Genomic DNA, 18,246 nt, shown 5'->3' with positions numbered 1-18,246 from the left:
GCGCGCGCCCGGGCGACACCACCTGGCGTGCGTGTCCGGAACGGGTCCGGCCGCCGGGGGTCAGTGCGCGGTGCGCGGTGCGCCGAGGAGCGCTGCCAGTGCGGCGTCGGAGTCGGCGAGCGCCGTCCGGTCGTGCGTGCTGCTGGAGGCGACCAGCTCGGCGGCGCCGGTCCGGTCGAGCAGCTCGCCCAGCCGGCTCGCCACCTGGGCGGGGGTGCCGGCGATCGCAGCGGCCACGGTCTGCTCGACGTAGGACTGCTGGCGCGGGGTGGGTGTGCGGGCCCGGATCCCCGCCACCGGTTCCAGGGGCGGGAAGACGCCGGTGGTGCGGGCCTGGGCCATGGCCCAGGCCTCGGGCAGCAGCAGGTCGGCGGCCTCGCCGGCGGTGTCGGCGACCAGCACGTCGAGGCTGATCGCCACCCGCGGCTCCGGTGCCGACTCGCTCGGCCGGTAGCTGCGCCGATACCCCGCCAGCGCGGCCAGCCCGGGCTCGGGGTCCCCGGCCACGCCCAGCAGCGGGCCGCCGACGATCACCGGCAGCCCCAGCTCGGCCGCCACGGTCAGTCCCGAGCCGGTGGCCAGCACGTACATCGGCACGGCGGCGGCCGGGCGAGGGTGCGCGGTGATCGGTGCCGAGCCGGCGAGGAAGGCCCGCAGCTCGGTCAGGTCGTCGGCGGAGTCCGGCTCGACGGTGGAGCGCAGCGCCTGCCGGACGGGGGCGGTGAAGCCGGGGGAGCGGCCCAGGCCCAGGTCGACCCGGCCGGGGGCGAAGGCGCTCAGGGTGGCGAACTGCTCGGCGACGACCAGCGGCTGGTGGTGCGGCAGCATCACGCCCGCGGAGCCCAGCCGGATGGTCGTCGTCCGGCCCGCGATCACGGCCAGCAGCACCGCGGGTGCCGCGCCGGCGACGCCGGGCACCCCGTGGTGCTCGGCCACCCAGAACCGGTCGTAGCCAAGCTGCTCAGCGCGCACCGCCCGCTCCACGGTGCCGATGAGCGCCGCCGCATCGGACTCGCCGACCCGGGTGCGGGAGCGGTCCAGCAGCGAGAGACCCGGGCTCAGCACCGCAGTGCGAGGACGGCCAGGTCGTCCCGCTCGTGCCGGGAGTCCTGCCGGTGCCGGTCGACGGCGGCCTGCACGGCCTCGACCGTCTCCTCGGCCGAGCGCCGTGGGCCGGTCTCCAGCAGACGGACCAGACCGGACTCCTCGAACTGCACCCCGGCGTCGTCCCGGGCCTCCGTCACGCCGTCGGTGTAGAGCACCAGGGTGCTCCCGGTCGGCAGTTCGACGGCGACCTCGTCGTACTCGGAGTCGACGGCCAGGCCCAGCGGACGTCCGACCTCACCCACCTCTGCGCACTCGCCGGTGGGGGAGCGCAACACCGGACGGGGGTGTCCGGCGACGGTGAGCCGTGCGGAGGCGCCTGAGCGGTGCGGGCGGAGCACCAGGCAGCAGGCGGTGACGAAGCGGAGCGGGCCGGGGCCGGCCTCTCGGATCAACGCGGCGTTGACCGCGCGCAGCACATCGGCTGGACCGGAGTCGGCTGTGGCGGCGGCCCGTGCGGTGTGCCGGGCGAGCGCGGCGGTCGCGGCGGCCTCGGCTCCCTTGCCGCAGACGTCGGCCATCAGGACCATCCAGCTGCCGCACGGCAGTGGCAACACGTCGTAGGTGTCCCCGCCGACGAGCAGTCCTCGGCCACCGGCGCGGTAGCGGGCCGCGATCTCGATGCCGGGGATGGCGGGCAGCGAAGGCGGCAGCAGGCTGCGCTGCAGTGTCTCGGCCAGGGAGCGGATCTGTGACTCGGCGCGCAGCCGGCTGAGGAACTGGCCGATCTGCCGCCCGGCGGTCGCCAGCACGTCGAGCAGGTCGTCCGGCACCGGACGCGCTTGCCGGGAGAACAGCTCGCACACGCCGAGCAGGGTGTCCCCGTACAGGACCGGGAAGGCCACGCCGGTACGGACGCCATCGGCGCGTGCGCTGTCCCGGCGCAGGAAGCGCGGCTCGGACCACAGGTCCTCGAAGACCACCGGCCCGCGCTCCTGCCAGGTGACCCCGGGCAGTCCCTCGCCGCGGCCGAGCGAGAGCCCGCGCGCGCGGGCACGCAGGTTGGGCACCTCACCACCCGGTGCTGCCCAGATGTCGGCACAGGTGAGGCGGCCGGTGACCTCGTGAGGACGCCAGATGGTGGCGGCGTCCCAGTCCAGCTCGGTGCAGAGCGTCGGCAGCAGCTGCTGGAAGGCGGCGTCGGCGTCGGGTGCCTCGGTCAGCGCTGCGGTGACCCGCTGGATCGCAGCCAGGTACCGGCTCACCTGGAACTGACGTTCGAGGAGGATCGTCGTGCTGGCATCCCGCAGGACGGCGACCACCAGGGCGCCGTCGTCTGCTGCGCCCTCGGCCGCCAGCCGGGAGATCGTCAGGTCGACCGGCACCTCGTGCCCGGCGGCGTGCAGCGCCGGCAGCTGCGTGGTCGCCCCGACCAGCTCACCACGGCCGGTGGCCGCGTACCGGGCGAACCCGGTGCCGTGCCCGCGGCGCAGGCGTTCGGGCATGAGCACCGTCAGGGACCGGCCGATCAGCTCCTCTGGCCGGTGGCCCAGCAGCGTGTGCACGGCTGGGTTGACGTAGGCAATGCTCCCGTCCCGGTCGGCGACCACGACGGTGTCCGGGAGTGCCTCGAGCAACGCCGGTGCCGCACGCGGGTCGAACGCCATGTGATCTCCCTGGGAACGAGGTCTGGGCGCCCCGACCACAGACCGTTGAGGGTCGCACACAGCGGGACGCCGCGCCGCCAGCGCCTCGCCTGGTGCGGGCGGCTCAGAAGGCGTACCGGACGTGCAGCCACGGCGCGTGCTGCCGGATGAGCTGCTGCAGCCGGTCGACCCCGGCCCGCTTCACGTCGTTGCGGTAGCGGACGTTGTGCATGCCGTTCTGGCTGACCTTGGGCTGCTGGAGCTCCGGGCGCCAGAGCAGGTCCTCGGCCTGCGGGTGCCAGCCGAGGTTGACCTCGTGCAGCTGCTCGTTGTGGGTCAGCATGATGATCTCGACAGCCGCCTGGGCCTTGGTGGCGTCGGACAGCTGGTCGTCGAGCTGCTGGAGCAACGTCGTCCAGTCCGCCTCCCAGCCCTCGCGCAGCACCACGGGGGAGAAGTTGAGGTGCACCTCGTAGCCGGCCTCGACGAAGTCGTCGATCGCGGCGATCCGCTCGGCGATGCGGCTGGTGCGGACGTCGAGGAGGTGCGCGTCGGCGTCGGGCATCAGCGAGAAGCGGACCCGGGTGCGGCCCTGCGGGTCGAGCTCGAGCAGCTGCCGGTTGACGAACTTCGTGGCGAAGGAGGCCTTGGCGGTGGGCAGCGTGCGGAAGGTGGCGACGAGGTCGGCGATGTTGTCGCTGACCAGCGCGTCGACCGAGCAGTCGCTGTTCTCCCCGAGGTCGTACACCCAGTCGAAGGGGTCGCACTCGTTCGGCTCGGGCTTCGCACCCTGCCGCCCGACGTGCCGGCGCACGGCCCCGGTGATCTGGTCGATGTTGGTGAAGACGGTGATCGGGTTGGCGTACCCCTTGCGCCGCGGCACGTAGCAGTAGGCGCAGGCCATCGCGCAGCCGTTGGCGGTGGAGGGCGCGATGAAGTCCGCGGACCGGCCGTTGGGCCGCACGGACACCGCCTTCTTCACCCCCAGCACCAGCGTCTCGGTCTTCACCCGCACCCAGCGCTCGACGTTGCCCTCGTTGCCGTGCAGCTCGGGGATCTGCCAGTGCGAGGGCACCTCCACCACCTCGGCACCGGGGAACCGGGCCAGCACCTGCCGCCCGCGCGGGGAGGCGGCGGCCGCGGGCTCGGCGTAGACGGTGCGCACCTGCAGCAGTCGGCTCCGCACCGGCTCCTCGGGCGGGAGGACGTCGTCGAACAGGGTCAGTGCGTCCGTCACGACCGGTGCAGCGTCGCCGGATCGGCGGCTGTTCCACGGGGCGATGTGGTGATGGCCCTAGGCTCAGCGCTCCGCCGTCCCCCCATCTCGGAGGTCTTCTGTGCTGGCCAGCATCGGTTACGCCGTCGCCTACACCGGCGTCGGCATCATGCTGCTCGTGGTGGGCGCCCTCGCTCTCGACCTGCTCACCCCCGGCCACCTGGCCAGGCACATCTACGAGGAGCGCTCGGTCAACGCCGGCATCGCGCTGGCGGCCGGGTTCCTCGGCCAGGGCGCGATCGCGTTCACCACCATCTGGACCAACGCGACCAGCGGGTTCGGGCGGGCGCTGCTCTACACCGTGGTGTTCGGGCTGCTCGGCGTGCTGCTCCAGGCGCTGGCGTTCCTGCTGCTGGACCTGCTCACCCCCGGGCGGCTGGGCCAGCACCTCACCGAGGTGGCCTTCCACCCCGCCAGCCTGGTGTCCGCCGGCGCGACGCTGGCCGTCTCGGCGATCATCGTCGCCTCCATCTGGCCCTGACGGACCCCCGGACGGGTCCGTCGGGTCGTCGTCGCCAGCAGCACCCCGGTGACGACGAGGGCGCCGCAGCCGAGCTCCACCACTGACGTGCTGTCGCCCAGCACCAGCCACGAGGTGCCGATGCCGACCACCGGCACCAGCATCGAGAAGGGGGCGACGGTGCTGGACGGGTGCCGGGCCATCAGCGCCGTCCAGAGCCCGGACCCGAGCAGCGTGGCCACCACGACGGTGTAGAGCAGCCCCGCCAGCGCCAGCAGCCCCTGCTGGCTGCCCAGCGTGGTGAACGAGCGGGCGATCGCCTCGGGGCCCTCGGCGACCAGGGAGACCCCGAGCATCGGCAGCGGGGGCACCACGCTCATCCAGAGGGTGAGCTTGAGCGGCTCGGACGCCCGTGCCTGCCGGGCGCAGAGGTTGCCCAGCGCCCAGCCCAGCCCGCCGCAGAGGGTGAGCAGCACCGGCAGCGCCAGGGCGGTGCCCCCGAGGTCGGCCCGGTAGAGGGCGATGCCGCCCAGTCCGGCGACCGCGACGCCGATGCCGGTGAGCTGGCGGGCGGTGAGCCGCTCGTGCAGCAGCAGCCCGGCCAGCAGCACGGTGAACGGTGCCGAGGACTGCAGCACCAGCGAGGCCAGCCCGGTCGGCATGCCGTTGTCCATCGCCAGGTAGAGGAAGAAGAACTGCAGGACACCGAACCCGGTGCCGTAGCCGATCAGCCAGCGCAGCGGGACGTCGGGGCGCGGCACGAACAACAGCGTCGGGACGGCGAGCAGGGCGAACCGCAGCGCCACCAGGGCGAAGGGCGGGAACTGCTGCAGCGACAGGTGGATGGCGGTGAAGTTCAGCCCCCAGAGCACGGCGACGAGGCAGGCGAGCAGACGGTCACGAGGGGGCACGGGGTGAGCTTGCCGCCCGGCGTCGTCCAACTCCAGTGAAGAGATCTTGACTGTCCTTGCAGACTCGCTTCATGGACCTGCGCACCCTGGAGACGCTCCGTGCCGTCCGCAGTCAGGGCGGGGTGACCGCGGCGGCCGCCGTGCTGCACCTGACGCCCTCGGCGGTCTCGCAGCAGCTGGCCGGGCTCGCCGCGGAGATGGGCGTGCCGCTCACCGAGCGGGTGGGGCGCGGGCTGCGGCTCACGCCGGCGGGTGCGGCGCTGGCCGATGCCGCCGTCGACGTCGCCGTCGCCGTCGAGCGGGCCCGCGCGGTCTGTCAGGGCCATCGGGACTCACCCGTCGGCACGGTGCGCGTGTCGGCCTTCCAGAGCGCGGCGCAGCTGGTCTTCCCGCGGCTGCTCGGCGCGGTGGCCGAGTGGGACGGCGTGACACTCGAGTGCGCCGACGAGGACGTCGCGCTCGCCGACTTCCCCGACCTCACCGATCGCTTCGACGTGGTGGTCGCCCACCGGCCGGACGGCGCCGCGGACTGGCCTCCCGGCGTGCGCGTGGTGCCGCTGTTCCGGGAACCGCTGGACGTCGCGGTGAGCCCGGGGCACCCGCTCGCCGGCCGGGCGGAGATCAACCCCGAGGAGCTGGCCGACGAGGCCTGGATCACCGTGCGGGAGGGCTTCCCCGTCGCACCCGTGCTGGCCGCGGTGGCGGCGCGGTCCGGGGCCGCGCCGCGCATCGCCCACCGGATCAACGACTTCACGGTCGCCACGGCGATGGTCGCGGCCGGGCACGGCATCTCGCTGCTGCCCCGGCACACCACGCCCGCCTTCCCCGGGGTGCGGTTGCTGCGGCTGACCGGGGTGCCGGCCGGGCGTCGGGTGGAGGCGCTGCTGCGCCCGGACCGGGCGGAGCGGCGGGTGGTGGCGCGGGTGGTCGACGCACTGACGGGGCTGGCTGCCGAGATCGACGGCCGGGCCGGCTGATCGGCACGGCCGCCGTCTGAGCGACTCCCGCCGGACGGCAGCGCCGTTTGGCCTGGTCAGGCGAGGGCACCGGGGTCTGGACGACGCATCGTGCGTCCCGACGAACGGAGCCCCATGAAGGCAGTGACCTGGCACGGCAAGCAGGACGTCCGGGTGGACACCGTGGACGACCCCTTCGTCCAGGCTCCCACCGATGCGGTGATCCGGGTGACGACGACCAACATCTGCGGCTCGGACCTGCACCTGTACGACCCGTTGGCACCGTTCATGGGCGTGGGGGACGTGCTCGGCCACGAGGCGATGGGCCAGGTCGTCGAGGTCGGCGCGGAGACCGGCGACCTGAAGGTGGGCGACCGGGTGTCCATCCCGTTCCAGATCTCCTGCGGGCACTGCTGGATGTGCCAGCAGCACCTGTACACGCAGTGCGAGACCACCCAGGTGCGCGACCAGGGGATGGGCGCGGCGCTCTTCGGCTTCTCCAAGCTCTACGGCGAGGTGCCGGGCGGGCAGGCGGAGTACCTGCGGGTGCCGCAGGCGCAGTTCACCCACATCAAGCTGCCCGAGGGGCCGGCCGACGACCGGTTCGCCTACCTCTCGGACATCCTGCCCACCGCCTGGCAGGGCGTGGAGTACGCCGGGGTGCCCGACGGCGGCACGCTCGTGGTCCTGGGGCTGGGCCCGATCGGTGACTTCGCCTGCCGGATCGGCCAGCACAAGGGCTACCGGGTGATCGGCGTGGACCTGGTGCCCGAGCGGCTGGCCCGGGTCGCCGCCCGCGGCATCGAGGTCCTGGACCTGCGCGAGCACTCCGACGACCTGGGCGACGCGATCCGGGACATGACCGACGGGCGTGGGCCGGACTCCGTGCTCGACGCGGTCGGCATGGAGGCCCACGGTTCGCCGGCGACCGGGTTCGTGCAGAAGGCGGCCGGGTTGCTGCCGCGGGCCGTCGCCGCCCCGGTGATGAAGGAGGCCGGCGTCGACCGGCTCAACGCCCTGTACTCGGCGATCGACATCGTCCGGCGCGGCGGGACCATCTCGATCTCCGGTGTCTACGGCGGTGCGGCCGACCCGATGCCGATGATCACGCTGTTCGACAAGCAGATCCAGCTGCGGATGGGCCAGGCGAACATCAAGCGCTGGGTCCCGGACATCATGCCGCTGCTCACCGACGCCGACCCGCTCGGCGTGGACACCTTCGCCACCCACCGGCTGCCGATGTCCCAGGCACCGGAGGCCTACAAGGCGTTCCAGGAGAAGGCCGACGGCTACGTGAAGGTCCAGCTCAAGCCTGAGCTGTGAACCCGCCCGGTGGTCGGTCCCGCGGGGCCGGCCACCGGCCGTCGGGTCACCCGTGCGAGTCGTCCCGGCCGACGAACGCTCGGTGCCCGCTCTCCCCGGACCGATGAGGTGGCATGGAGTGGACGCGCAGCGCGCCTGAGGTGGCGACCGCCCGCGTCATCGGACCGGTCATCGGGGCGCTGTACCTGGCCGGGGGGCTCGCCGTCCTCGCGGTCGTCGCGTTCGGCGGCGGGGCGCGGCCGGTCTCGCCTGCGCTGGTGGCGATCGGCCCGGTCGCCATGCTGGCCGGCGCCGCGGTGGCCCGCTGGGGCCACCACCTGCCTCGGTCGGTGTTCCACCTGCTGGTGTTCCTGGGCACCACGCTGATCAGCGTCGTCGTGTACGCCGCGCCCGATCCGGCGTCGGCCATGGCCCTGGCCAGCACCTACTCCTTCGTCGCGGTGGCGGCGTTCTTCCTCTTCGCGCTGCCGGCGGCCGCGGCACATCTGGTCCTCGCGCTCGCCGCCTGCACCGTCGTCCTGCCGATGCGCGGGGTGTCGGCCGGGCCGGTCGTCGCGCTCGCCGTCGTCATGGCGGCGATCGGGCTGGTGGTCGCCACGCTGGCCCGGCGCGCCTCCGCCGCCAGCCTGGACGGGCTCACCGGCCTGGCCAACCGGCGCGGCTTCGACGACGCGCTCGAGGAGACGGTGCGCGTCGCCGTGCGCAGCGGCGCCGACCTGTCCGTGGCACTGGTCGACATCGACCACTTCAAGTCCATCAACGACCAGCACGGGCACGCCGCCGGCGACGACCTGCTCCGGACGGTGGCCGACGAGTGGCTGCCCCGGGTGCCCCGCGGGTCCGTGCTCGCCCGGCACGGCGGGGACGAGTTCGCGCTGCTGCTGCCCGCCCACGCCGGCCCGGCCGCGCTGGCGGTGGTCGAGCAGTTGCGGCTCGCCTGCGCGGGCGTACCGCTGTCGATCGGCGTCGCCGAGCACGAGCCGGGCGAGCTGACCTCCCAGTTCATGCGCCGCGCCGACAGCGCCCTGTACCGGGCGAAGGCGGCCGGTCGTGCGCGCAGCGTCCTCGCCGAGGACCGCTGAGCGACTCGGGTCAGCGGCGGGCGGCGAGCACCGACTCGTAGACCTCGGCGGTCTGCTGGGCGATCGCCGGCCAGCCGAACTCCGCCAGCACCCGCTCCCGGCCGGCTGCGCCCATCGCGGCCGCGCGGCCGGGGTCGGCGAGCAGCTCGGCCATCCGCGCCGCCAGCCCGGCGGCGAAGGCGGTCGGGTCCTCGGCGTCGTAGGGCACCAGCAGGCCGGTGCGGCCGTCGTCGACCACCTCCGGGATGCCGCCCACGGCGCTGGCCACGACCGCGGTGCCGCAGGCCGCGGCCTCCAGGTTCACGATGCCCAGCGGCTCGTACACCGACGGGACGACGAAGACCGTCGCCCCGGTGATCAGCGGCACCAGCTGCTCGCGGGGCAGCATCTGCTCGATCCACACCACCCCGCTGCGGCGGGTCTGCAGCTCGGCCACGGCGTCGGCCACCTGCGCCCGCTCGGCCGGGGTGTCGGGCGCGCCGGCGCAGAGCACCAGGCCGGCCTCGGGGGGCAGCTGTTCGGCCGCGGCCAGCAGGTGCATCAGCCCCTTCTGCCGGGTGATCCGGCCGACGAACAGCGCGTACGGCCGGTCGGGGTCGACCCCCACCGAGCGGACGACGTCCGGCGCCTCGATCGGCCGGTAGGCCTGGGCGTCGACCCCGTTGCCGACCACGACGACCTTCGCCGGGTCCAGGTCGGGGTAGACGTCGAGGACGTCGGCGCGCATGCCCCGGCTGACCGCGATCACCGCGTCGGCGGAGGCGTAGGCGGTGCGCTCCACCCAGGAGGAGAGCCGGTAGCCCCCGCCCAGCTGGTCGGCCTTCCACGGCCGGCGGGGCTCCAGGGAGTGCGCGGTCACCACGTGTGCGGAGCCGTGCACCAGCGAGGCCAGGTGGCCGGCGTGGTTGGCGTACCAGGTGTGCGAGTGCACCAGCTCGGCGTCGGCCAGCGCGGCGGCGATCTCCACGTCGACCCCGACGGCCTGCAGTGCGCCGTTGGCGGCCTGCAGCCCGGACGGCACCCCGTGGCCGGTCGCGTCGGCGCGGGGCCCGCCGAAACAGTGGACGTCCAACTCCGGCCCCTGCTCGAGTCCACGCAGGGCGGCGACGAGGTGCTCGACGTGCACCCCGGCCCCTCCGTAGACGTCCGGCGGCCATTCCCGGGTGATCACTCCGACGCGCACGGACTCACCCTAGGTGGTTGGAGCGGACGGCAGATGGGGCGAACGCCGCGTGCACCCGTTACGGTCCGTCCATGCGTGGCGGCCCTCGAGTTCTCGGCATCGTGCTGGCAGGTGGTGAGGGCAAGCGCCTCGCCCCGCTGACCCAGGACCGGGCGAAGCCCGCGGTCCCCTTCGGGGGCAACTACCGGCTCATCGACTTCGTGCTGTCCAGCCTGGTCAACGCCGACATCCGGCGGATCGCGGTGCTCACCCAGTACAAGAGCCACTCGCTGGACCGGCACATCACCACCGTCTGGCGGATGTCGACGCTGCTGGGCAGCTACATCACCCCGGTGCCGGCGCAGCAGCGGCTCGGCCCGCGCTGGTACACCGGCAGCGCCGACGCGATCTACCAGAGCCTGAACCTGATCTACGACGACCGGCCCGAGATCGTCGTCGTCTTCGGCGCCGACCACGTGTACCGGATGGACCCGTCGCAGATGATCGACCAGCACCTGGCCACCGGCGCCGGCGTGACCGTCGCGGGCCTGCGGGTGCCCCGCAAGGAGGCGACCGCCTTCGGCGTCATCGACGCCGACGAGAACGGCAAGGTGCGCCAGTTCCTGGAGAAGCCGGCCGACCCGCCGGGGATGCCGGGCAGCCCGGACGAGACCTTCGCCTCGATGGGCAACTACGTCTTCACCACCGACGCGCTGCTCGAGGCGCTGCGGGTCGACGCCGCCGACGAGAACTCGGTGCACGACATGGGCGGGTCGATCATGCCGATGATGGCCGACGCCGGTGACGCCTACGTCTACGACTTCAGCAGCAACGTCGTGCCCGGGGAGACCGAGCGCGACCACGGCTACTGGCGGGACGTGGGGACGCTGGACGCCTACTACGACTCGCACATGGACCTGGTCTCGGTCAGCCCGATCTTCAACCTCTACAACGACCGCTGGCCCATCTACACCCTGCCGCCGATGCTGCCGCCGGCCAAGTTCGTGCTCGGCGGCCGGGCCGAGGAGTCGATGGTCAGCGCCGGGGTGATCATCGACGGCGGCTCCGTGCACGGCTCGGTGGTCGCACCGAACGTGCGCCTGGAGCGCGGTTCGCGGGTCGAGGCCAGCGTGCTGATGGACGGCGTCCACATCGGTGAGGGCGCCGTCGTGCGCCGCGCCATCCTGGACAAGAACGTCGTCGTCCCGCCCGGTGCGCAGATCGGTGTCGACCCCGAGCGGGACCGGGAGCGGTACCACGTGAGCGCGAGCGGCATCACCGTCCTGGGCAAGGGCTCCCGCGCCATCCTGTAGCCGACGGTGCCGTCACCGCTGATCGTGACGCTGCTGCTGGACGACGACGCCCAGCAGCGGTTCGACCGGCTGCGGGCGGCGCACTTCCCGCCGGAGCGCAACCACCTCGACGCACACGTGACGCTGTTCCACGCGCTGCCCGGCGACCACGTCGGTGAGGTGCGGGACGGCCTGCGGGGGACAGCCACCCGGTCACCGTTCGACGTCGCAGTCTCAGGCGTGCGGTTCCTCGGTCGCGGCGTCGCCCTGGACCTGGCGTCGTCGGATCTCACTGCGCTGCGCAAGGACCTGGCCGACGCGTTCGACCCGTGGCTGACCCGGCAGGACCGGCAGTGGTCCCGCCCGCACGTGACGGTGCAGAACAAGGTCGCCCCGGAGGTGGCCCGCGCGCTGCACGCCGAGCTGACCGCGTTGTTCGTGCCGGAGACGGTCACCGCCCGCGGGCTCGGCCTCTGGCGCTACCTCGGCGGGCCGTGGGCGGCGGAGGCGGAGTTCCCGTTCGCCCGGTGACGGCTGGTCCTCCTGCAGGGGCCTGTGCTGGTGGGCGACAGCGGCGATCTCCGTCACGTCGGGTACCTGAGCTCGCCTTCCCGGTGGCGCCGGAGCAGTGATCGGGCGACGGCGGCCGGGTCGTCGTCGGCAGTGGAGATGACGTGCCGTGGGTTCAGGGGCGCCGCGGCGAAGTCGGCGTGCATGTGCGCCGTTGCCGTCGGGTCGGTGAAGCCGTGGCCGATGCGGCCGGACACCCGGTCGAGGCACTCTGCCAGGGGTGGTAGCAGCGCGGCGTAGTGCAGCCCCGGCAGGCCGGTCGCCGCGTGGAACGCCGGCAGGAACCCGGGGTCCAGGAACCCGTCGTAGACGGCGGTGCAGCCTCCCCGCGCGAAGGTCCCACAGGCCGCCGCGGCCGCCCTCACGACCAGCTCGTTCTGCTCGCGTGCCTCCGGCAGCCACGGTTCGACGTACCCGCGGGTCCAGAAGCCGAAGAAGTCGTCCCCCGGCACGAGGACAGCGGTCTCGAAGGCGGCCGCGACGAGCTGAGCGACGGTCGACTTCCCCGCGCCGGGTGGACCGGTCACCACGATCAGGGAGGCCATACCGGCATCCTGCTGGGTCCCTGAGGCCGGTGCGCGGCTGTCAGGTGCGCTTGGTGGCGACCAGCAGGCCGGTGCCGATGGGGAGCACGGCGCAGGTCAGCGTCTCGTCCTCGCGCAGGGTCCGGGCGATCTCCCGCCACGCGACGGTCTGCGCGTCCCGGGCCGCGTGGTCGGCGATCTTGTCCTCGGCGAGCAGGCCGTGGCAGATGAGCGACCCGCTGTGCCGGATGAGCCCGAGCAGCCCGGCCAGGTTGCTGGCGTACTCCAGCGGCGGGCCGGCGCAGCTGACCAGGTCGTAGGCGCCGGGGGACAGCCGCGGCAGCACCTCGCCGGGCGTGCCGAAGATCAGCCGGGTCCGGCCGCTGGGGACGCCGGCCTCGGTGAAGGCCTGCCGGGCCGCGCGCAGCTCGGCCGGGTCGGCGTCCAGGGCGGTGAGGACGCCGTCGGGGCGCATCCCCTGCAACAGCCAGAGCCCGGCGACGCCGCCACCGCTGCCGATGGACACCACCGAGCGGGCGTCGCAGGCGGCGGCCAGGACGGAGAGGGTCGCGCCCACCGCCGGCTCGACCGGGACCTGGGTCCCGAACGCCTCGGCGGAGGTCATGGCCCGCTGGCGGGCGGCCACCTGGGCGGGGGTCTCGGCGGCGAAGCCATCGGCATAGGCCGCCGCGCCCGTCGGGGAGCCGCCGGTCGGGGGCGGTCCGGCAACGCTGGTCACCGGGCGAGGGTAGTGGCGAGGGCGGGGTCCCCGCCCGCCCGGGTGGGGGACGGGACGACGTCCGGTCGACTGCCTGGCAACTGGCTGTGTGTCTGCGCTGTACGGGAACACCGACTGCGCGCCCGGCCGTTGGACCGGACGTGCGTCTCTCGCGTACCACCAGCCAGCGCTCCGTCGAGCGGTCCACCCCCGCTGGGGAGGTGTCGTCCTCGGCCGTCTGCGATCCTGGGGCCGTGACCGAGCCCACCGCGACCGGGTCGGCGGCCCCCGCCGGCCCCGAACCCGCGGCCTCCGCGGCCGAGGGCTGGGTGGCGCCCACCTGGGAGCAGGTCGTCCGCGACCACTCGGCGCGCGTCTACCGGTTGGCCTACCGCCTCTCCGGCAACCAGCAGGACGCCGAGGACCTCACCCAGGAGACCTTCGTCCGGGTGTTCCGCTCGCTCGCCGACTTCTCCCCGGGCACGTTCGAGGGCTGGCTGCACCGGATCACCACGAACCTGTTCCTGGACATGGTGCGTCGCCGGCAGCGGATCCGCTTCGACGCCCTCCCGGAGGACACCGAGCGGCTGCCCGGCTCCGCGCCGTCCCCGGAGCAGGTCTACGCCGACACCCACCTCGACCCGCAGATCCAGGCCGCCCTCGACGCGCTCTCCCCGGAGTTCCGGGTCGCCGTCGTGCTGTGCGACATCGAGGGCCTCACCTACGAGGAGATCTCGGCGACCCTCGGCATCAAGCTCGGCACCGTCCGCAGCCGCATCCACCGCGGTCGCGTGCAGCTGCGGGAGGCGCTGGCCCACCTCGCCCCCGGCCGCCCCGTCCCCGCCGTGGAGGTGTCGTGAGCATCCCGGAGAGCCACCTCGCCCAGGAGGCGATCGCCGCCCTCGTCGACGGGGAGCTCTCCGGTGGCGCGGCGAACCGGGCGGCCCGGCACCTGACCGGCTGCGCACAGTGCCGGATGGCGGTCGCCGCCCAGCGCGAGGCGAAGGACGCGCTGCGGTACGGGGTCGACGTCGCGGTCCCCGGTGACCTCATCTCCCGGCTGCAGGCCATCCCGTTCACGGCCGCCGGCCCCGGCGCCGGGCTCGGCTCGTTGAGCGCCGGTTCCGACGGGCTCGCGGCCAGCGGCGCGGGTGGCTCCTGGGCGATCCCGCTCGCGCCCGCCGAGGCCCCGCCCCGGTCCGACGGCGGTGCCCGCTGGCTGCGGCGGGGGATGACCGGGGCGCTGGCCGGTCTCGGTCTGGGCGTCGCCGTGCTCGCCGTCAACCTGCCCACCGCCGACATGCCCGACCGGGAGCCGGTGGCCGACGCCGTCCGCTACGCGCCGACCGAGCGCACCGACATCGTCCCGCCCGTGGTGCGCACGTTCACCGTCGGTTCCACCACCGGCCTGCCCGCCGGCGGGACGCCCTGAGCGGGACGCCCGGCACCGAGCCGTCCGACGCCGGCTCCCGTCGCGCCGACGCCGACCACGCCGTCGGCCGGCCCGACGAGCAGCCGACCGCGTACGCCCGGCCCGCGGGGACGACGGGCGCCTTCGCGCCCACCGACGCCCGGCTGCAGCCCAGCACCCCGCCGGCCCCGGCTCCCCAGCCGGAGCAGCAGGCGGCCTTCGGTCGGCCCGCCGCGGTCGACGGGTCGTTCGGCGGTGACCGCCCGGTGCCGGCGCCCCGGCCAGTGCCCCCACCGCCCCCGGAGGCAGTGCTGCGGGCGTTCGCCCCCCGGGACGGCGCCACCGGTCTGGGTGAGCCCCCGGGCGGTCGCCCGGTGCGGCGGCGCACCGCCGTGGCCCCGTTCTGGAAGGCCGACGCGACCGCGGACCCGTGGCGCGACCCGCACGCCCCCGCTGCGCTGGGTGCACCCGCGCAGTACCCGCAGGAGCCACCGCAGCCCGGCCCGGTGCTGCCGGAGCCGCAGCCTCGCGGCGGCAAGGTCCGGCTGCGCGACCTCTCCGTCCGGCTGACCGTGCTGGGCCTGCTGAGCCTGCTCCTGGTCGGCATGGTCGGCGGTACGACCGCCTGGTACCTGGGCCGGACGGCCGACGAGGCGCCGTTGCTGGCCGAGGGCACCCAGCTCTCCGAGGTGTCCCCGGGGACCAGCCGGGAGCCCGGGTCGATCGCCGACATCGCCGGCCGGATCATGCCCGCCGTGGTCTCCATCGAGGTCCGGCTGGCCAGCGCAGGCGCCACCGGGTCCGGGGTCGTGGTGGACGCCGAGGGCGGCTACATCGTCACCAACAACCACGTGATCTCCGGTGCCGCCGACGTCGAGGGCGCGGAGATCCGGGCGGTCTTCAGCGACGGCAGCGGCTCGACCGCCCGCATCGTCGGCCGCGACCCGGCCAGCGACCTCGCCGTCCTCAAGGTGGAGAAGCCCGGGCTGGTCGCGGCGTCCCTCGGCAGCGTCGGCGACCTCGTCGTCGGTGACCCCGTGGTGGCGATCGGTTCGCCGCTGGGCCTGGCCGGCACGGTCACCAGCGGCATCGTCAGCGCGCTGGACCGCCCGGTGCGGCTGACCGGCGAGGGCAGCGACACCAACGCCGTGATCAGCGCCGTGCAGACCGACGCACCGATCAACCCAGGCAACTCCGGTGGCGCACTGGTCGACGCCACCGGCGCGGTCATCGGGATCAACACCGCGATCGCCTCGGTGGCGGGCGCCGGCACCACCGGCGGCTCGATCGGCCTCGGCTTCGCGATCCCGATCGACACCGTGCGCGACATCTCCGAGGAGCTGATCACCACCGGGACGGCGGTGCACGCCTCGCTCGGGGTGAACGCCCGCACGGTCACCGACGGCACCCGCGACGGGGCGCTGGTGCTCAACGTCGAGCCCGGCAGTGGTGCCGCCGAGGCCGGGGTGCAGGAGCAGGACGTGGTCATCGCGGTCGACGGTGAGCCGGTCGTCAGCTCGGAGGAGCTGGCCGTCTTGGTCGACGCCCGCGAGCCGGGTGACACGGTGACCCTCGAGCTGGTGCGCGGTGGCAGTTCCCGCGAGGTCGACGTCACCCTCGGCGTCGCCTGACACCTGCTGTTGGGCTGCGGGTCGTCCGGCAGCAAGCCGGTCCACCTACGCTGGACACGGACCGCGTTCCGCGGCGGGCGCGAGGAGGAACGGTGTTCGACTCGATCGGCTGGGGCGAGATCGTCGTCCTGGCGCTGGCGGCGCTGTTCATCTTCGGCCCCGACCGCCTGCCCACGCTGGCGAAGGACGCCGCGAACGGGCTGAAGAAGGCGCGGGAGGCGGTCACCGGGGTGCGCGGGCAGCTGCACGACACCCTGGGTGACGATTTCGACCACCTGCGCGACATCGACCTGCGGCAGTACCACCCGAAGACGTTCATCCGGTCGCAGCTGATGGGCGACGACGACGCCCCGGCGCGGACGGGGAGCACCGCCGCCAGTCCAGCTGCTGCGGGTGCGACCGCAGCCGGCTGGTCCCCGGCGGGGCAGACGGCCCGCACGCGGGACGCGAGCACCCCGCCGCCGTTCGACGTCGACGCGACCTAGGCCGCGTCACCGGAGTCCTGCAACTCACCAGGGAGGAGCCGGTGGATGGCTCACGACGCTGAGCTCGCGGCCCGCGTCCGCACGGCCCTCTCGGAGAGGGACGTCCGTGAGGTGACGATGTTCGGCGGCCTCGCGTTCATGGTCGACGAGAAGATGGTCGCCTGCGTCTCGGGCGGCGGGGGAGCCCTGCTCGTGCGCGTGTCCCGCAGCCGCGATGCCGAGTACCTGGCGGTGCGCGGCGCCCGCCGGGCAGAGATGGGGAAGGGCCGGTCGATGGGCGAGGGGTGGATCGCCGTCGACGAGGAGGCGCTCACGGAGGACGAGGACCTGCAGTTCTGGGTCGACGCCGTCCTGGAGCACCACGCCGAGTCAGCGGGGCGCTGACCGGACACGTCCACCGATGCGCGAGAGGCCGGTCACCCCGCGTGGGGGGACCGGCCTCTGTCGTGCGGGGGTGGCTACCGCTTGACCGGGGTCAGCCCCAGCGACATGCCGGACAGGCCGCGCTGGCGGACGGCCAGGGCGTCGGCGATCGCGGACAGCGACTGCGCCGCCGGTGCGTCGGGCTGGGCGAGCACGATCGGTGCCCCGGCGTCGCCGGCCTCACGAAGCCGGGTGTCCAGCGGGATCTGGCCCAGCAGCGGCACCCGAGCACCGAGGGTCTTGGTGAGCGCGTCGGAGACGGCCTGGCCGCCGCCGGAGCCGAAGACGTCCATCCGGGAGCCGTCGGGCAGCTCCAGCCAGGACATGTTCTCCACGACACCGACGACCTGCTGGTGGGTCTGGGTGGCGATCGCGCCGGCCCGCTCGGCCACCTCGGCTGCGGCGAGCTGCGGCGTCGTCACGACCAGGATCTCGGCGTTGGGCACCAGCTGGGCCACCGAGATCGCCACGTCACCGGTGCCGGGCGGGAGGTCCATGAGCAGCACGTCCAGGTCGCCCCACCACACGTCGGCGAGGAACTGCTGGAGCGCCCGGTGCAGCATCGGCCCGCGCCAGACCACCGGGGTGTTGCCCGGGGTGAACATGCCGATGGAGATGACCTTCACGCCGTAGGACTGCGGCGGCATGATCATGTTGTCGACCTGGGTGGGCTTGTCGTCCACGCCGAGCATCCGGGGCACCGAGTGGCCGTAGATGTCGGCGTCCACGACGCCCACCGACAGGCCCTTCTTGGCCAGCGCGGCGGCGAGGTTGACGGTGACGCTGGACTTGCCGACCCCGCCCTTGCCCGAGGCGACCGCGTAGACGCGGGTCAGCGAGCCGGGCTGGGCGAAGGGGATGACCGGCTCGGCGGTGTCGCTGCCGCGGACGGTCTTGCGCAGCTCGGTGCGCTGCTCGTCGCTCATGACGTCCAGGCCGACCGCCACGGAGGTGACACCGGGGACCGCGGAGACGGCCTGGGTGACGCGGTTGGTGATGGTCTCGCGCATCGGGCAGCCGGCGACGGTCAGGTAGACCTCGATGCGCACTGCGCCCGGGTCGCCGCCGACGCCGATCTGCACGTCCTTGACCATGCCCAGCTCGGGCAGCGGACGGTTGATCTCGGGGTCCTGGACGGTCGCCAGCGCCGCGTTCACGGCGTCCAGCTCCGGGGATCCGGTCAGCGTGTCGGACATGCGCGTTGTGTCTCCTTCGACGGGGAGCCTGCGGATTCCGGGCCCCTGCGGGGGCCCGCGCGCCGGCGAGCCCCACTGTACGGCGGCTGATCGACCTGCCCCGGGCCAGCGGGTGTGAACCGGCCGACCTCCGACC

18 protein-coding genes and 1 pseudogene are annotated in these 18,246 nt (G+C 74.0%); 11 read left to right on the top strand and 8 right to left on the bottom strand.

Annotation, left to right across the window (positions count from 1 at the left end):
- Positions 1-60: 60 nt before the first annotated feature.
- The 3 genes from O2W53_RS20445 to O2W53_RS20435 all read right to left on the bottom strand — a co-directional run bounded on the left by O2W53_RS20445 (position 61) and on the right by O2W53_RS20435 (position 3,927).
- Positions 61-1,065 (bottom strand): MsnO8 family LLM class oxidoreductase, encoded by a 1,005-nt coding sequence (locus O2W53_RS20445; protein WP_269164902.1) that lies wholly within the window; start codon positions 1,063-1,065, stop codon positions 61-63.
- Entirely contained in the window at positions 1,059-2,711 is a 1,653-nt protein-coding gene (locus O2W53_RS20440) for a SpoIIE family protein phosphatase (protein WP_269164901.1), read from the bottom strand. The genes O2W53_RS20445 and O2W53_RS20440 overlap by 7 nt, the downstream gene beginning before the upstream one ends.
- A 103-nt stretch (positions 2,712-2,814) precedes the next feature.
- Positions 2,815-3,927, bottom strand: a complete 1,113-nt coding sequence (locus O2W53_RS20435; protein WP_269164900.1) for a spore photoproduct lyase family protein — start codon at positions 3,925-3,927, stop codon at positions 2,815-2,817.
- 100 nt (positions 3,928-4,027) lie between these two features.
- Between O2W53_RS20435 and O2W53_RS20430 the strand changes: the two genes are divergently transcribed.
- On the top strand, positions 4,028-4,447 hold the full coding sequence (locus tag O2W53_RS20430) for a DUF350 domain-containing protein (RefSeq protein ID WP_269160570.1): 420 nt from the start codon (positions 4,028-4,030) through the stop codon (positions 4,445-4,447).
- Positions 4,448-4,488: 41 nt separating this feature from the next.
- On the opposite strand, the pseudogene O2W53_RS20425 reads toward O2W53_RS20430, so the two are convergent.
- A pseudogene (locus O2W53_RS20425) lies at positions 4,489-5,337 on the bottom strand (EamA family transporter); the annotation flags it as partial.
- Between the two features lie 71 nt (positions 5,338-5,408).
- Here O2W53_RS20425 and O2W53_RS20420 point away from each other — a divergent pair.
- The 3 genes from O2W53_RS20420 (at position 5,409) to O2W53_RS20410 (ending at position 8,698) form a co-directional block, all read left to right on the top strand.
- The gene (locus O2W53_RS20420) at positions 5,409-6,314 is read left to right on the top strand and encodes a LysR family transcriptional regulator (protein WP_269164899.1); all 906 of its coding nucleotides are present in this window, start codon (positions 5,409-5,411) and stop codon (positions 6,312-6,314) included.
- Between the two features lie 114 nt (positions 6,315-6,428).
- On the top strand, positions 6,429-7,616 hold the full coding sequence (locus O2W53_RS20415) for a zinc-dependent alcohol dehydrogenase (RefSeq protein ID WP_269164898.1): 1,188 nt from the start codon (positions 6,429-6,431) through the stop codon (positions 7,614-7,616).
- A 113-nt stretch (positions 7,617-7,729) separates the two neighbouring features.
- Positions 7,730-8,698 carry a GGDEF domain-containing protein gene (locus O2W53_RS20410; RefSeq protein WP_269164897.1) on the top strand — a complete coding sequence of 323 codons (969 nt, stop codon included), beginning with the start codon at positions 7,730-7,732 and terminating at the stop codon, positions 8,696-8,698.
- Positions 8,699-8,708: 10 nt separating this feature from the next.
- Here O2W53_RS20410 and glgA read toward each other — a convergent pair whose 3' ends face one another.
- Positions 8,709-9,881 (bottom strand): glycogen synthase, encoded by a 1,173-nt coding sequence (gene glgA, locus O2W53_RS20405; protein ID WP_269164896.1) that lies wholly within the window; start codon positions 9,879-9,881, stop codon positions 8,709-8,711.
- 71 nt (positions 9,882-9,952) lie between these two features.
- Here glgA and glgC point away from each other — a divergent pair, with 71 nt between their 5' ends.
- Together glgC and O2W53_RS20395 are read left to right on the top strand one after the other, a co-directional pair.
- Entirely contained in the window at positions 9,953-11,173 is a 1,221-nt protein-coding gene (gene glgC, locus O2W53_RS20400) for a glucose-1-phosphate adenylyltransferase (protein WP_269164895.1), read from the top strand.
- Between the two features lie 6 nt (positions 11,174-11,179).
- Positions 11,180-11,683, top strand: a complete 504-nt coding sequence (locus O2W53_RS20395; RefSeq protein ID WP_269164894.1) for a 2'-5' RNA ligase family protein — start codon at positions 11,180-11,182, stop codon at positions 11,681-11,683.
- Positions 11,684-11,736: 53 nt separating this feature from the next.
- Here O2W53_RS20395 and O2W53_RS20390 read toward each other — a convergent pair whose 3' ends face one another.
- Positions 11,737-12,267 carry a hypothetical protein gene (locus tag O2W53_RS20390; protein ID WP_269164893.1) on the bottom strand — a complete coding sequence of 177 codons (531 nt, stop codon included), beginning with the start codon at positions 12,265-12,267 and terminating at the stop codon, positions 11,737-11,739.
- 40 nt (positions 12,268-12,307) lie between these two features.
- On the bottom strand, positions 12,308-12,985 hold the full coding sequence (locus O2W53_RS20385; RefSeq protein WP_269164892.1) for an O-methyltransferase: 678 nt from the start codon (positions 12,983-12,985) through the stop codon (positions 12,308-12,310).
- A gap of 233 nt (positions 12,986-13,218) precedes the next feature.
- On the opposite strand from O2W53_RS20385, the gene sigE reads away from it, so the two are divergent.
- The 5 genes from sigE (at position 13,219) to O2W53_RS20360 (ending at position 16,875) form a co-directional block, all read left to right on the top strand.
- Complete coding sequence (gene sigE / locus O2W53_RS20380) at positions 13,219-13,824, top strand: RNA polymerase sigma factor SigE (RefSeq protein ID WP_269164891.1); 606 nt, start codon at positions 13,219-13,221, stop codon at positions 13,822-13,824.
- Positions 13,821-14,396 (top strand): anti-sigma factor family protein, encoded by a 576-nt coding sequence (locus tag O2W53_RS20375; protein ID WP_269164890.1) that lies wholly within the window; start codon positions 13,821-13,823, stop codon positions 14,394-14,396. Before sigE ends, O2W53_RS20375 begins: the two co-directional genes overlap by 4 nt.
- Before the next feature lie 287 nt (positions 14,397-14,683).
- A complete protein-coding gene (locus O2W53_RS20370; RefSeq protein WP_269164889.1) occupies positions 14,684-16,006 on the top strand; it encodes a S1C family serine protease in 1,323 nt (440 codons plus the stop codon).
- A 92-nt stretch (positions 16,007-16,098) separates the two neighbouring features.
- Positions 16,099-16,491: a twin-arginine translocase TatA/TatE family subunit gene (locus O2W53_RS20365; protein WP_269164888.1), complete on the top strand. Its 393-nt coding sequence runs from the start codon at positions 16,099-16,101 to the stop codon at positions 16,489-16,491.
- Between the two features lie 45 nt (positions 16,492-16,536).
- Positions 16,537-16,875, top strand: a complete 339-nt coding sequence (locus O2W53_RS20360; RefSeq protein WP_269164887.1) for a TfoX/Sxy family protein — start codon at positions 16,537-16,539, stop codon at positions 16,873-16,875.
- Between the two features lie 74 nt (positions 16,876-16,949).
- Here the strand turns inward: O2W53_RS20360 and O2W53_RS20355 are convergent, their stop codons facing one another.
- The gene (locus O2W53_RS20355; RefSeq protein ID WP_269164886.1) at positions 16,950-18,110 is read right to left on the bottom strand and encodes an Mrp/NBP35 family ATP-binding protein; all 1,161 of its coding nucleotides are present in this window, start codon (positions 18,108-18,110) and stop codon (positions 16,950-16,952) included.
- Positions 18,111-18,246: the final 136 nt, after the last annotated feature.

The sequence above is a fragment of the Modestobacter sp. VKM Ac-2978 genome, assembly GCF_026968025.1.
Taxonomy (GTDB): domain Bacteria; phylum Actinomycetota; class Actinomycetes; order Mycobacteriales; family Geodermatophilaceae; genus Modestobacter.
The sequence above is the reverse complement of the archived record's forward strand: the minus strand, read 5'-3'. Positions and strand labels throughout refer to the sequence as shown.